This window comes from Ruegeria sp. BE1, from assembly GCF_056538885.1.
Genome location: NZ_JBQFTY010000002.1, coordinates 437,928 through 450,198, shown reverse-complemented (window position 1 = coordinate 450,198; position 12,271 = coordinate 437,928). Strand labels below are relative to the sequence as shown.

Genomic DNA, 12,271 nt, shown 5'->3' with positions numbered 1-12,271 from the left:
GGATCAGCGCAGCGACTTGGCGGTCTGGTCGCGCAGGCGCTGAAGTTCATCCATGGCTTCATCCAGTTGCTGGCGCTGCTTTTGCAGTTCGGGCATCTGCCGATCGGCAAGCTTGATGAACTCGGCCATCTGGGCCTGATCGCCCTGATCTTCGTAGATCAGCAACCACTGGCGAATCTCTTCCAGTGAGAAGCCAAACAAACGACCACGCATGATCAGCTTCATCCGCGCGCATTCGCGGGGGCCGTAGAACCGGGTCCGACCTTCACGCTCGGGCTGGAGCAGCTCGATATATTCGTAGTAGCGCAATGTGCGCTTGGTTACGTCGAACTCTTCGCACATTTCGTTTAAGGACAAACGGTTGTCAGTCATTTGTGGTCTCCCTGGCTGCAAACTATGCCTTCGTGGCGGCAAGCGCAACAGGCGGTCTTGCTCTTTTGGCGGGCTCAGGCTCATAAAGAGGGAAACCACGGGGGCACGGCGACATGGTCGATAAAGTAGAAATAGCGCGGCGGTTCATCGAGGCGATTCCGCACGCCAAGGCGCTGGGCCTGACGCTCAATACGATCAGCGATGGTGAGGCCGTGATCGCGATGCCCTACAATGCCGATTTGATTGGCGATCCCAGAACGGGGGTCATCCACGGCGGGGCGGTGTTTGCCGCGCTGGACACCTGTTGCGGGGCGGCCGTGATGTGCCATCCTGCGGCCCCGGGCGGAACCGCAACCATTGATCTGCGGATCGACTATATGCGCGCGGCGACGCCCGGGCAGACGATCACGGCCCATGCCACCTGCTATCACATCACGCGCAATGTGGCCTTTGTCCGGGCCACTGCGATGGACGAAAACCAGGACTTGCCGGTGGCGACCGCCGCAGGATCATTCACGGTGGAGGGTCTGTGATGGCGCGTCCTCGTCCTGAACCGATGCAGGTGGTCAAGCAACGCCGCGATGCGGCCCTGAAAGCCCTTGTCGAAGGGGTGCCCTATATCCGATTTCTCGACATCACATTCGACCGGCGCGGGGATGAGCTGACCGGGGTGCTGCATTTTGACGACAAGCTGATCGGCAACCCGCTGTTGCCTGCCTTGCATGGCGGCGTCACGGCGGCGTTTCTTGAGGTGACAGCCGTCATCACCCTGAGTTGGGAGTATTTCTTTCCCAAGATCGAAAGCGGTGAGATTGACGCGGATGAGCTGTTCAAGGCAGACACCCTGCGATTTCCCAAAACGGTGGATTTTACCGTCGATTACCTGCGCTCTGGCTTGCCGCGCGATGCCTATGCGCGCGCTTTCGTCAGCCGGTCCGGGCGGCGTTATGCCTCGGTCCGGGTTGAGGCGTGGCAGGACAATCACGCGCGTCCCATTGCGCAGGCGACCGGGCATTTCCTGATGCCGCAGAACACGCCGCCCAAAGGGTAGATCAACGTGCAGACCGCCTCGGCACCACTCACCCATAAACGGGTGCTCAAGATCGCGGTGCCGATCGTGCTGTCCAATGCCACGGTGCCCATTCTGGGTGCCGTCGATACCGGGGTGGTCGGGCAGTTGGGGCAGGCGGCGCCCATTGGGGCCGTCGGCATGGGCGCAGTGATCCTGGCGGCGATCTACTGGATTTTCGGATTCTTGCGCATGGGCACCACGGGTCTGGCTGCACAGGCGCGCGGGGCAGGCGATACTGCGGAAACCAGTGCCCTGCTGATGCGGGGGCTGTTGTTGGGCGGGGCGGCGGGCCTGTTCTTTATCCTCATACAAATCTGGGTGTTCTGGGGGGCGTTTGCCCTGTCCCCCGCCAGCCCCGAGGTCGAGGCGCTGACCCGTAGCTATCTGCAAATCCGCATCTGGGGGGCTCCGGCGACCATTGCCCTATATGCCGTCACCGGTTGGCTGATCGCGGTCGAACGCACGCGCGGCGTGTTCTTGTTGCAGGTATGGATGAACGGGCTGAATATCCTGCTGGACCTGTGGTTCGTGCTGGGGCTGGGCTGGGGCGTTGAAGGCGTCGCCATCGCCACGCTGATTGCGGAATGGACGGGATTGGCGTTGGGTCTTTGGCTGTGCCGGGATGCGTTCTTTGGCAACCAATGGCGCGACTGGCCCCGGATTTTCGATGCGGCCCGGCTGAAACGGATGATGCAGGTGAACGGAGACATCATGATCCGCTCGGTCCTGCTGACCGGGTCGTTCACCACGTTTCTGTTCGTGGGCTCGGATCTGGGCGACGTGAACCTTGCCGCCAATCAGGTGCTTTTGCAGTTTCTTGAGATCACGGCCTTTGCCCTTGATGGTTTTGCCTTCTCAGCCGAGGCTCTGGTCGGCAGTGCCGTCGGCGCGCGGCAAAGGCATCAGGTCCGGCGCGCCTCGATCATGGCGTCGCAATGGGGCGTGGGCGGAGCATTCGCACTGGGGTTGGTGTTTTATCTGGCCGGACCGACCCTGATCGACCTGATGTCCACCTCGCCCGAGGTGCGGCTGGCCGCGCGGGACTATCTGATCTGGGCCGCGCTGGCCCCGGTGATCGGGGTTGCCAGCTGGATGTTCGACGGCATCTATATCGGGGCCACATGGACCCGCGCCATGCGCAATGCGATGATCCAGTCTGTTGCGATTTACGTCGTCGCGTTGCTCGTGCTGGTGCCCACGCTGGGCAACCACGGGCTGTGGGCCGCGCTGATGGTTCTGAACATCGCGCGCGGCGTCACGCTGGGTTGGCGCTATCCCCGGCTTGAGGCGCAGATCGCTTAAAGCAACGCCAACAGGTTTTCGGGCGGACGGCCAATCGCGGCTTTGCCGCCTGCGATAGCCAGCGGGCGTTCGATCAGGATCGGGTTTTCGGCCATGGCGGCGATCAGGTCATCTGCTGGTGTGGCCTTGGTCAGACCCAGCTCCTTGAATCGTTTCTCGCCAGTCCGCATCATGTCGATTGCATCGATCCCCAACAGGTTCAAAACTGTGCGGATTTCATCGGCCGAGGGCGCATCCTCAAGGTATTTGCGCAGTTCGACCTGCGCGCCGTTTTCTTCCAACAGAGCCAGCCCGGCGCGGGATTTTGAGCAGCGCGGGTTGTGCCAATATGCGATCACAGCCAATCCTCTCTCTTACTTCCGACGGCTTGCGCGACCGACGTGAACCCATCCCGAGCCAGCAGGTCATCCAGCCCCCGCGCAATCTTGGCGGCCAAGGAAATCCCGCCGTAGACCAATGCAGTATAAAGCTGCACAGCAGATGCACCGGCGCAAATCTTGGCATAGGCCTGATCCGCATTGCTGACCCCGCCAACACCGATCAGGGGGATGTTGCTGTCGGTCAGCTGGCTGAGCCGGGCCAGAACATGCGTTGATTTCTCGAACAGGGGCTCACCGGACAGACCGCCGGTTTCGCCCTTGTGCTGGCTGCGCAGCCCATCGCGCGACAGGGTGGTGTTGGTGGCAATCACCGCGTCCACGCCCGTTTCCTGTGCGACCTCGGCAATGTCCTGCAACTCGGCCTCGGTCAGGTCAGGGGCGATTTTCAGGAAAACCGGGATCGGGCGGGGCAAGCCGTTTCGCGTTTCAATCACACCGGACAAAAGCGCGGCAAGCGCCGCCTTGCCCTGCAAATCCCGCAGCTTTTCGGTGTTAGGGGATGAGACATTGACGGTGGCGAAGTCCAGATGTGCCGCGCAATGGGCCAGCACTTTGGCGAAGTCGCCGGGGCGGTCGTCGCTGTCTTTGTTTGCCCCCAGATTCAGGCCGATCACCGCGTCTTTGGGGCGGTCGGCCAGACGGCGGCCCATGACCTCCATGCCTTCGTTGTTGAAACCAAAGCGGTTGATGGCGGCGCGGTCCTGGGACAGGCGGAACAGGCGCGGTTTGGGGTTGCCGGGTTGTGGGCGCGGGGTGACGGCCCCCACCTCGATAAAGCCGAAGCCGGTGCGCGACAGGGGCGTCAGCACCTCTCCGTTCTTGTCGAAGCCTGCGGCCAGACCGACCGGGTTGGGCAGGTTTAGCCCGGCCACCTTTGTTTTCAACCGCTCGGACGTCACCGGGCCGGGCATCGGGGCCAAACCCGCTTTCAATGCCTTGATCGACAGACCATGGGCGACCTCCGGGTCCATCTTGTGCAGGACGGCAAGCCCCAGTTTCTCGGTCAGTTTCATCCGAACGTCTCTCCACCTGTGGCTGGTGCGCACCGGATCAGGCGCGAGGTTTCAACCGCGGCCTGACGATGCACGACGGCGGCCTGATAGGCCGGGTCCGTCAGCATTTCCAAAAACGCATGCGCTGTGGGATAGCGGGCAATGAAAACCTCATCCCATACCTCGTCCTGCGGGCCAATCAGCGTGGTCTGGTAAGACCCGCGCCACGGGATCGACGCCCCAAGCCGTGCGATGATCGGGGCGGTTTCCGCGCCATAATTTCGGTAGGCCTGCGCGCCGGTCAGACCTGCATCGGCCAAAGCGTGCCCAGCAGGGTAATCAGCCCTGTCGCGGAACTGCACCAGATTGAGCATTTCAATCGGATGGTCGCGATCCAATGCCTTAAACGCCTCGAACTGGGCACGGTCGGGGTCGATGAAGGTGGTCATTCCATCTCCTGCGGGAATTGGTGCGCTTGCCCGTCAAAGGGCAAGGGGCGCGACCAGACCACATCCGCCATGCGAATCTGGCGGTAGAGATGCGGGAACAGAGCCCCGCCGCGCGAAACCTCCCACTTCAGGTCATCGCCCATCGCGTCGGCGTCGCAGGCCAGCAGGGTCAGACCGTCGAACCCGGCGAAATGCTTGGCGGCGGTCTCAGTCACTTGCGTCGCAGTCGAGAAATGCACATAGCCATCTGCAACATCTATCGGGGCGCCGTCCGTGGCCCCCTGATCCTGCAACGTGGCCCATTCGTCGGCCCGAAAAATCTTGTAAATCAGCATGCGCTGGTCATGCCCCGCGCGACGGGTAGAATCAAGCCGGATTTCCCCCTTTGACTCTTCCCATCACTACGCGCACCATTCCCGCAATCACAGACAGGGAGTTTCATTATGTTCACCCGCCTTTTGGCATCCGCCGCCGTATTGGGCCTGACCGCAGGAATAGCCGCAGCCGAGTACAAGCTGACCATTCTGCACACCAACGACATCCACAGCCGCATCGAATCCATCAACAAATACGACTCGACCTGCGATGCTGAGGATGAGGCCGAGGGTAAATGTTTCGGCGGCATGGCCCGGTTGAAAACCATGGTGGACACCAAGCGCGCCGAGCTGGCGGACCAGAATGTCCTGTTGCTGGATGCCGGTGATCCGTTCCAGGGATCGCTGTTTTACACCACCTACAAAGGCGCGGCTGAGGCCGAGTTCATGGAAGCGATCGGCTATGACGCCATGGCCGTGGGCAATCACGAATTCGACGATGGCCCCGAAGGTCTGGCTGCGTTCATAGATGCGGTCAGCTTTCCGGTCATTTCCGGCAACCTTGATCTGACAACCTCGGCCGAGCTGTTGGATCGGGTGAAAAACCACGTGGTCTTTGAGGTTGGAGGGCAGAAGATCGGCGTGATCTCGGCCCTGGCCACGGATACGGTTGATACATCCAGCCCCGGCAAGGACGTGATTTTCCGCGATGAGATCGAAAGCCTGACGGCAGATGTCACCGCCTTACAGGGCGAAGGCGTGGACATCATCATTGCGCTGAACCATGTCGGGCTGGCCAAGGATATCGAGATTGCCGGGAAGGTCCCCGGCCTTGATCTGGTGATCGGCGGCCATTCCCACACCCTGCTGTCCAACACGCAAGAGGGGGCCGCGGGCTCGTATCCGCTGATGGTTGGTGATGTGCCGGTGGTTCAGGCTTATGCCTATTCCAAGTATCTGGGTGAGGTGACGCTGACCTTTGACGATGACGGCAACCTGCTGTCGGCAGAAGGTGAGCCGATCCTGCTGGATGCCTCGGTTCAGCCGGATGCTGCAATTGCTGCCCGCGTGGCGGAGATGGGTGCCCCGATCGAAGAGATGAAGCAGCGCGTCGTGGCCGATTCCGCCGCTGCGATTGAGGGGGACCGCGCGGTCTGCCGTGTTCAGGAATGCGAAATGGGCAACCTTGTCGCCGATGCCATGCTGGCGCGGGTCGCCGATCAGGGCGCGCAGATCGCAATTGCGAATTCAGGAGGGTTGCGCGCGTCCATCGACTCGGGCGAAGTGACGATGGGCGAAGTCCTGACGGTGCTGCCGTTCCAGAACACGCTGTCGACCTTTGAGATCAGCGGTCAGGGTGTGATTGATGCGCTGGAAAACGGTGTCAGTCAGGTGGAAGAGGTCAAAGGTCGCTTTCCGCAGGTGGCCGGTATGACCTTTACTTGGGACCCGTCCGTTGCCCCGAACGAAGGACGTATCACCGAGGTTATGGTAGCCAGCGAAGACGGCTTTGTTCCGATTGATCCGGCAGCCACCTATCTGGTCGTGACCAACAATTATGTGCGCAACGGTGGTGACGGCTACAGCATGTTCGAAGGCGACGACAAAAACGCCTATGACTATGGCCCGGACCTTGCGGATGTCACAGCGGAGTTTTTGGCAGCCAATGCGCCCTACCAGCCCTATCTGGATGGTCGCATCAAACAGAAGTAATTCGGCACTTAAGAACAGAAAAAGGCCGCGTCATTCGATGCGGCCTTTTTTGATGGGCTTAGCCCAGATCGTATTCCGGCCAAAGCGCCGGATCGAAACCGTCAAGCATCGGTTGCAGATGTTCGGCAACGCTCTGCCAGCCGCCAATGGATTTTGTCGAGATTTTGCTGCGCACCTGATCGATGCTGGCGGTTCTGACCTGGCTGGTGTTTTTCTCAGGGTGGATCATGGCCTCGGTCCATTCGACACCGCAGAAAGCCGCCACTTGCTGGCTGCAGGTTTTCGCCTCCGACACAAGCTTTTCATAAGGGATAGTCAGGATGCGGTCGCCGAATAGAGCCTGCCAATGGGCCATATAGCGCCGGTACATATTTGCGGAATGAGCAATGGCCTGAAGATTGGAAGCATAGCGCATCCCGCCCGCTGGGAACCGTCTGATCCATTTGGATAGCCCGACATCGCGCGGATCGCGCATCATGTTCACAACTTTAGCATTGGGGAAAGCGGATAGAATAAAGCCAACATACTGGTAGTTATGAGGTATCTTGTCGACAAAAGCGGTAGAAGTGTCGGGAACCGGCGGCATAAGCATCCGGTATTGCCGGGCAAAGTCTGTCGCTTTCTTCGCACTAAAGTCTTGTTTGCCTTCAACAAACTCAGCCGACAGTTCTGCGCCCAACATCAGTTCTCCGCATCCCGCAACATCGGGGGCCGAACTTAGCATCATCTCCATCAGTGTCGTACCGGATCGGGGCTGGCCCAGAACAAAGATCGGTGCGGGTGTTTCATTCAAATCCGAGACAGGCGCCTTGTTCCCCAAGGGAAAACAGCTGGTGATCTGGGCGAATTTCTCTTCTTCTTCCGAAATCACGTAAGGGTTGCTGTCATGTTGAATCGCGTTGGCCCGTTGGAATTGAGGCATTGCCGCCTCGAGGCTGTCAATTTTGGAGATCGCATGCGCTTTGGCGAACTCTAACTCGTTCCGTTCGTCCGGGCTGGCTAAAATAGCTGCGTCAATCAGGTTTAAAAGGTCAGCTGCGTCTTCTTTGACGATGATGTTCGACATCTCCAGGAGCGCAGAGGGATTGTCTGGTTCATTTTTCAGAATGCGTTCTAGAATCTTACGCGAACCCTTCCGGTCTCCACTTTGATGCAGGCTCACTGATTTGTGGAAGGCTGCGGTCAGATCGTCAGGCGCCAGCGCATAGGCACGCTCAACATCGCGCAAATTGTCTTCGACGAACCCGATCTTGGAGTAGGCCTGCGCACGTTTGGACAAAAGACGGATGTCATCAGGGCTGTCCTTCAGTTTCTTGCTTACATAGTCGATCACCAAACGCCAGTTGCTGCCTTTCAGATGGATTTCGTCCAGAACGCGGTTCAGCTCTTTGTTGTTGGGGAATTTCGCCAGTTTGTGTTCAGTGTAGTCCAGCGCTTTGGGAATTTGACCTGTCTGCATTAGAGCGTTGGCCAGGTTCTCCACAAATTGCGGATCGTCCGGTTTCATTCGCGATGCTTCGACAAAATGCGGGATCGACCTTTTGTATTGCTTCATCTCGGTCAGCACAAAACCCGAAATCGCGTGGAAATCTGAATCCTTCGGGAATTTCTTAACGCCCAGCTGCGCCTTTTTAAGGGCTTGTTGCAATTGACCCGCATCCAGTGCTGCCAGTGCCTTGCTTTTAAGGGTATTCGCTGTTTGATTTTGCATAAGATCCGATAACGCTCTGCGCCTGCTTCAAACGATCATAAGGCTTCATCACCCATGTGTGGACGGTTTGCAATAACCCAGACTAATGACGCCATGGCGCAGTTGTTTGCCGCGCGGCCCGCCAACACGTTGCCTCAGGTCCCCAATTTCAACGTATGTCCAACCAATCCGGTGCACGTGGTCCGCGCGTCCGCGGGCGGACGCACTCTGGATGCGCTACGATGGGGGTTTTTGCCGCATTGGTACAATACCGAAACCGCAGGGCCATTGCTGATCAATGCCCGGTCTGAGACGCTGGCCGAAAAGCCAGCCTTTCGCGCGGCGTGCCGCGAACGGCGCTGTCTGATCGTGGCGACCGGATTTTATGAATGGACCAAAAGCGATCAGGGCACGCGCTTGCCTTGGTACATTCACCGCAACGATGGCGCGCCGATCGCCTTTGCCGGGGTCTGGCAGGATTGGGGGGCGGATGAGGCGCGTCAGGGCACCTGTGCCATTGTCACAACGCCTGCAAACCGCCGCCTCAGCGCCATCCATCACCGCATGCCATTGGTCGTTGAGGCGCAGGACTGGCCGCTCTGGCTGGGTGAAGCGGGGAAGGGGGCCGCCCGTCTGATGCAGCCGGGGGCAGAGGACGTGTTGGAATATCACCGTGTCGATACCGCAGTGAATTCGAACCGGGCCAGTGGGGCCGAGTTGATTGAACCTATACCGGTATGACCGTGCCTTTCCATTCCGAATGCCACAGGATAAACCGCTGACATGGCTTTGAACTTCACTGACCTGTCCGGTCTTTATGCGCATGATTTCGATACGGTGATCGATGTGCGCAGCCCCGCCGAATTTGCCGAGGATCATCTGCCCGGTGCCATCAACCTGCCGGTTCTGAACAACGAAGAGCGCGCGCAGGTCGGCACGATCTATGTCCAGGAAAGCCCGTTTCTGGCCCGCAAACTCGGCGCCGCGCTAGTGTTTCGCAATGCCGCCAATCATATCGAACACAGCCTTTCGCATCATGAAGGCGGGTGGAAACCGCTGGTCTATTGCTGGCGGGGCGGGCAGCGGTCGGGGTCGTTCACATGGATGTTGCAACAAATCGGTTGGCGGGCCGAGGTCGTTCAGGGCGGTTATCGTACCTATCGGCGTCTGGTGAACCGGTTCTTGTATGACGACCCGCTGCCGCATCGGTTGGTGGCTCTGGATGGATATACGGGCACGGCCAAAACGGACCTGTTGCAGCAGTTGAAGGCGCGCGGGGTTCAGGTTCTGGATCTCGAAGGGTTGGCCAATCACCGTGGATCCTTGTTGGGCGAAATGCCGGGTGGTCAGCCCAGTCAGAAAGGGTTCGAGTCTGCGTTGGCCGCGACCCTGTGCAAGCTGGACCCGACACGCCCCGTGGCGGTTGAGGCGGAATCGTCGAAAATCGGGTCACTGATCCTGCCGCCCAGTTTGTGGACCGCTCTGCGCGCCGCGCAGCGCATTCAGATCAACGCTCCAATTGAGGCACGTACGGCCTATCTGGTTGATGCCTATGATGACATTCTGTCGGATGCAGACCGGTTGCGCGACCGGCTGTCGCCGCTTCGATCCCACCGAGGGCATGAGGTTGTGGACGCGTGGCTGGCGCTGATTGATGCGGGGGACAAAGCAGGGCTGACACGGGCGTTGATGGAACAGCATTACGATCCGGCCTATGCCAAATCCAGCCGTTTGCATCCGGCTGACATTGTAGCCCGGATCGAAGCCACGACCTTGGACGAAGCAGGTCTGAAAGAGGCTGCTGCGCGAATTGAGGCTGTACTGGATCAGCTTTGAAGGCGCAGGCCCGGCGTGTCTGAGATATGCCCGATGATTGCGGCCGGATAACCTGCCTGCCGCAGGTTATCACATAGGCTCTGCGCCTGATCTGCGGGTATGGCGGCCAGCAAACCGCCAGCGGTTTGCGGATCGAACAGAAGGCCGGCCTTCCCATCTGACGGCAGATCAGGGGCGGTGGAACGATTTTCGTCGAAAATCGTGGAGCGGACGCCCAGCGTTGCCAATTCAAGCGCGCCTGTCATCAGGGGGATCACCTCCAGATCAAGCGTCGCGCCGCAACCTGAAGCCTCGCACAGCCCCATCAGATGCCCGGCCAGACCGAACCCGGTGACATCGGTCATCGCATGGGCACCCGCCAAAATGCGCGCGGCCTTGCCTTGCGGGATGCTCATCTGCTGGTAAGCCTCAGCGATCCACGCGCCATCCGCCTGACCGGCCATTTCGGCGGCCATCAGCACGCCGCTGCCCAGAGGTTTGGTCAGGATCAGCGCGTCACCCGGACATGCGCCCGACAGGGTGATCGGGTCGGCTTCGCACAGGCCGGTCAGGGTGAAACCGATGGTCAGTTCATCCCCCATGGAGCTATGGCCACCCACGATTTCGGCCCCGGCAGCTTGCATGACGTCGCTGGCCGTGGCCATGACCTCAGCCATGGTCCTGTGCTGCAGCGCAGGTGTCATCCGAGGCAAGATGATTGTTGCGGTTGCGGCTTGCGGGCTGGCCCCCATGGCCCAGATATCGCCAAGCGCATGGATCGCAGCGATACGTGTCATCAGGGCAGGATCATTGGTGAAGCCGCGCAAATGGTCTGAGGTCATCACCTGCAGCGCCCCGCCTGTCGTCAGCACTGCTGCATCGTCGCCGGGCAGGGGGGTAATATCGCTGCGCTGTGGCGCTGGCAGTGTGTTCAGCGCAGCGCGCAAAGCGTCGCGTCCAAGCTTGGCACCGCACCCGCCGCACATGGGTTTGTCGCCCAATGCTTCCTTAAGCCCGCTGGCATGATGGCGGGGCAAGCTAGGCCGTGACATTTGGGGCAGGTGGCGAAACCTGTTCATAAAGCTCTGATCGATGTGATCCTTCCAGCGCCACATCAACGCGCCGCTGAAAGAGGTGCCCAGCCGTTCGGCCAGAGCGGATTTGCCGCCCAGCGAGATCAGTTTCAGATAGTCGTTCTGCGGGCGGTACCGTCGCATCTGCCCAGCCCCTAGCGCGGCGCGCAGGTTGTCGAACAAAACTGGCGCTTCGCGGACCGCATAAACCCCGGCTTTGGGGCGGGGGTTGTCTGTCAGATGCGCGCAATCCCCGGCGGCAAAAACCACAGGGTCGCTGGATTGCAGAAACCCGTTCACCCGGATGTAATCGTCTTGCAAGTCCAGCCCGGTATCCGCGATCCAGCCATAGGGGCGGGCACCGGCGGCCCCGGTCACGAAGGCGGCGGGAATGGTGCGGCCATCTTCCAGAACCACATGGTCAGATTCAATGCGGGCGATACCTGTGTTCTCAATCACCTCAACGCCAAGCCCTTGCATCGCCTGACGAATGGTGGCGCTGGCCTTTGGCCCGGTGGCTGTCAAAGCCTGCGCGTTGTCGATCAGAGTGACCTGCGCGGCGCGGCCTTTGGCGTGCAGGGCATGCGCCATCGCCATCACCAGCTCAACCCCCGCAACGCCGCCGCCGATCACAGCGACCGAGGCTGGGCCGTCGCCGTCCAGATACCTCTGCCAACGCGATGCAAACGGGCCCAGAGGTTTGGCGGGTACGGCATGGTCGGCAAAACCGGGAAGCGCGGGCATGTCTGACGTGATGCCCACATTGACCGACGCCACATCAAACACAACCGGAGGGCGCCCCGGCACGCGGATCACGCGTTGGTCCAGGTCGATGCCGTCAACCGGCCCCAGGATCACGCGGGCCCCGGCAAACCGGGCCAGTCGCACCAGATCGATGTCCAGTTCGCCGCGTTCGTAATGCCCGGCGACAAAACCGGGCAGCATACCGGAATAAGGCGCAGTCGGGCCGGGATTGATGACCGTAACCCGCGCGCCCGGCAGCGGGTTCATGCCCCATTTCCGCAGCACCAACGCATGCGTATGGCCCCCGCCTATCAGAACCAGATCACGGGTCAGGGGCAATGGTGGGTACTGCATG

General features: G+C 60.2%; 13 protein-coding genes. 6 read left to right on the top strand and 7 right to left on the bottom strand.

Annotation, left to right across the window (positions count from 1 at the left end; all coding sequences use genetic code 11):
* Window positions 1–3 precede the first annotated feature (3 nt).
* Window positions 4–372 (bottom strand): MerR family transcriptional regulator, encoded by a 369-nt coding sequence (locus tag ACR0J5_RS08480; RefSeq protein ID WP_480652281.1) that lies wholly within the window; start codon window positions 370–372, stop codon window positions 4–6.
* Between the two features lie 113 nt (window positions 373–485).
* Here ACR0J5_RS08480 and ACR0J5_RS08475 point away from each other — a divergent pair, with 113 nt between their 5' ends.
* From ACR0J5_RS08475 to ACR0J5_RS08465, 3 genes are read left to right on the top strand one after another with little or no spacing between them, the layout of a single operon-like run.
* Window positions 486–905 carry a PaaI family thioesterase gene (locus tag ACR0J5_RS08475; RefSeq protein WP_480652279.1) on the top strand — a complete coding sequence of 140 codons (420 nt, stop codon included), beginning with the start codon at window positions 486–488 and terminating at the stop codon, window positions 903–905.
* A complete protein-coding gene (locus tag ACR0J5_RS08470; protein ID WP_480652277.1) occupies window positions 905–1,423 on the top strand; it encodes a PaaI family thioesterase in 519 nt (172 codons plus the stop codon). The genes ACR0J5_RS08475 and ACR0J5_RS08470 overlap by 1 nt, the downstream gene beginning before the upstream one ends.
* 6 nt (window positions 1,424–1,429) lie before the next feature.
* A complete protein-coding gene (locus tag ACR0J5_RS08465; protein ID WP_480652275.1) occupies window positions 1,430–2,746 on the top strand; it encodes an MATE family efflux transporter in 1,317 nt (438 codons plus the stop codon).
* Here the strand turns inward: ACR0J5_RS08465 and arsC are convergent.
* The 4 genes from arsC to ACR0J5_RS08445 are packed head-to-tail and all read right to left on the bottom strand — an operon-like array spanning window position 2,743 to window position 4,902.
* The gene (gene arsC, locus ACR0J5_RS08460) at window positions 2,743–3,084 is read right to left on the bottom strand and encodes an arsenate reductase (glutaredoxin) (RefSeq protein WP_480652894.1); all 342 of its coding nucleotides are present in this window, start codon (window positions 3,082–3,084) and stop codon (window positions 2,743–2,745) included. The genes ACR0J5_RS08465 and arsC overlap by 4 nt on opposite strands.
* Window positions 3,081–4,139, bottom strand: coding sequence for a quinone-dependent dihydroorotate dehydrogenase (locus ACR0J5_RS08455; RefSeq protein ID WP_480652273.1), 1,059 nt, complete (start codon window positions 4,137–4,139; stop codon window positions 3,081–3,083). Before ACR0J5_RS08455 ends, arsC begins: the two co-directional genes overlap by 4 nt.
* Window positions 4,136–4,567, bottom strand: a complete 432-nt coding sequence (locus tag ACR0J5_RS08450) for a DUF1330 domain-containing protein (protein ID WP_480652271.1) — start codon at window positions 4,565–4,567, stop codon at window positions 4,136–4,138. Before ACR0J5_RS08450 ends, ACR0J5_RS08455 begins: the two co-directional genes overlap by 4 nt.
* Window positions 4,564–4,902, bottom strand: a complete 339-nt coding sequence (locus ACR0J5_RS08445) for a DUF952 domain-containing protein (protein WP_480652269.1) — start codon at window positions 4,900–4,902, stop codon at window positions 4,564–4,566. The genes ACR0J5_RS08450 and ACR0J5_RS08445 overlap by 4 nt, the downstream gene beginning before the upstream one ends.
* A 108-nt stretch (window positions 4,903–5,010) precedes the next feature.
* Between ACR0J5_RS08445 and ACR0J5_RS08440 the strand changes: the two genes are divergently transcribed.
* Window positions 5,011–6,594 carry a bifunctional metallophosphatase/5'-nucleotidase gene (locus ACR0J5_RS08440; RefSeq protein WP_480652267.1) on the top strand — a complete coding sequence of 528 codons (1,584 nt, stop codon included), beginning with the start codon at window positions 5,011–5,013 and terminating at the stop codon, window positions 6,592–6,594.
* Between the two features lie 58 nt (window positions 6,595–6,652).
* Here ACR0J5_RS08440 and ACR0J5_RS08435 read toward each other — a convergent pair whose 3' ends face one another.
* Window positions 6,653–8,305 carry a tetratricopeptide repeat-containing sulfotransferase family protein gene (locus tag ACR0J5_RS08435; RefSeq protein ID WP_480652265.1) on the bottom strand — a complete coding sequence of 551 codons (1,653 nt, stop codon included), beginning with the start codon at window positions 8,303–8,305 and terminating at the stop codon, window positions 6,653–6,655.
* A gap of 54 nt (window positions 8,306–8,359) precedes the next feature.
* Here ACR0J5_RS08435 and ACR0J5_RS08430 point away from each other — a divergent pair, with 54 nt between their 5' ends.
* Together ACR0J5_RS08430 and mnmH are read left to right on the top strand one after the other, a co-directional pair.
* A complete protein-coding gene (locus tag ACR0J5_RS08430) occupies window positions 8,360–9,025 on the top strand; it encodes an SOS response-associated peptidase (RefSeq protein WP_480652263.1) in 666 nt (221 codons plus the stop codon).
* 42 nt (window positions 9,026–9,067) lie between these two features.
* Window positions 9,068–10,120 (top strand): tRNA 2-selenouridine(34) synthase MnmH, encoded by a 1,053-nt coding sequence (gene mnmH / locus ACR0J5_RS08425; RefSeq protein ID WP_480652261.1) that lies wholly within the window; start codon window positions 9,068–9,070, stop codon window positions 10,118–10,120.
* Here mnmH and selD read toward each other — a convergent pair.
* Window positions 10,111–12,270, bottom strand: coding sequence for a selenide, water dikinase SelD (gene selD, locus ACR0J5_RS08420; RefSeq protein WP_480652259.1), 2,160 nt, complete (start codon window positions 12,268–12,270; stop codon window positions 10,111–10,113). The two genes, mnmH and selD, sit on opposite strands and share 10 nt — an antisense overlap.
* Window position 12,271 lies beyond the last annotated feature (1 nt).

Coding starts and splice junctions, on each gene's coding strand:
- ACR0J5_RS08480 (WP_480652281.1), bottom strand. CDS start 372: ATGACTGACAACCGTTTGTCCTTAAACGAAATGTGCGAAGAGTTCGAC.
- ACR0J5_RS08475 (WP_480652279.1), top strand. CDS start 486: ATGGTCGATAAAGTAGAAATAGCGCGGCGGTTCATCGAGGCGATTCCG.
- ACR0J5_RS08470 (WP_480652277.1), top strand. CDS start 905: ATGGCGCGTCCTCGTCCTGAACCGATGCAGGTGGTCAAGCAACGCCGC.
- ACR0J5_RS08455 (WP_480652273.1), bottom strand. CDS start 4,139: ATGAAACTGACCGAGAAACTGGGGCTTGCCGTCCTGCACAAGATGGAC.
- ACR0J5_RS08450 (WP_480652271.1), bottom strand. CDS start 4,567: ATGACCACCTTCATCGACCCCGACCGTGCCCAGTTCGAGGCGTTTAAG.
- ACR0J5_RS08445 (WP_480652269.1), bottom strand. CDS start 4,902: ATGCTGATTTACAAGATTTTTCGGGCCGACGAATGGGCCACGTTGCAG.
- ACR0J5_RS08440 (WP_480652267.1), top strand. CDS start 5,011: ATGTTCACCCGCCTTTTGGCATCCGCCGCCGTATTGGGCCTGACCGCA.
- ACR0J5_RS08435 (WP_480652265.1), bottom strand. CDS start 8,305: ATGCAAAATCAAACAGCGAATACCCTTAAAAGCAAGGCACTGGCAGCA.
- ACR0J5_RS08430 (WP_480652263.1), top strand. CDS start 8,360: ATGTGTGGACGGTTTGCAATAACCCAGACTAATGACGCCATGGCGCAG.
- mnmH (WP_480652261.1), top strand. CDS start 9,068: ATGGCTTTGAACTTCACTGACCTGTCCGGTCTTTATGCGCATGATTTC.
- selD (WP_480652259.1), bottom strand. CDS start 12,270: ATGCAGTACCCACCATTGCCCCTGACCCGTGATCTGGTTCTGATAGGC.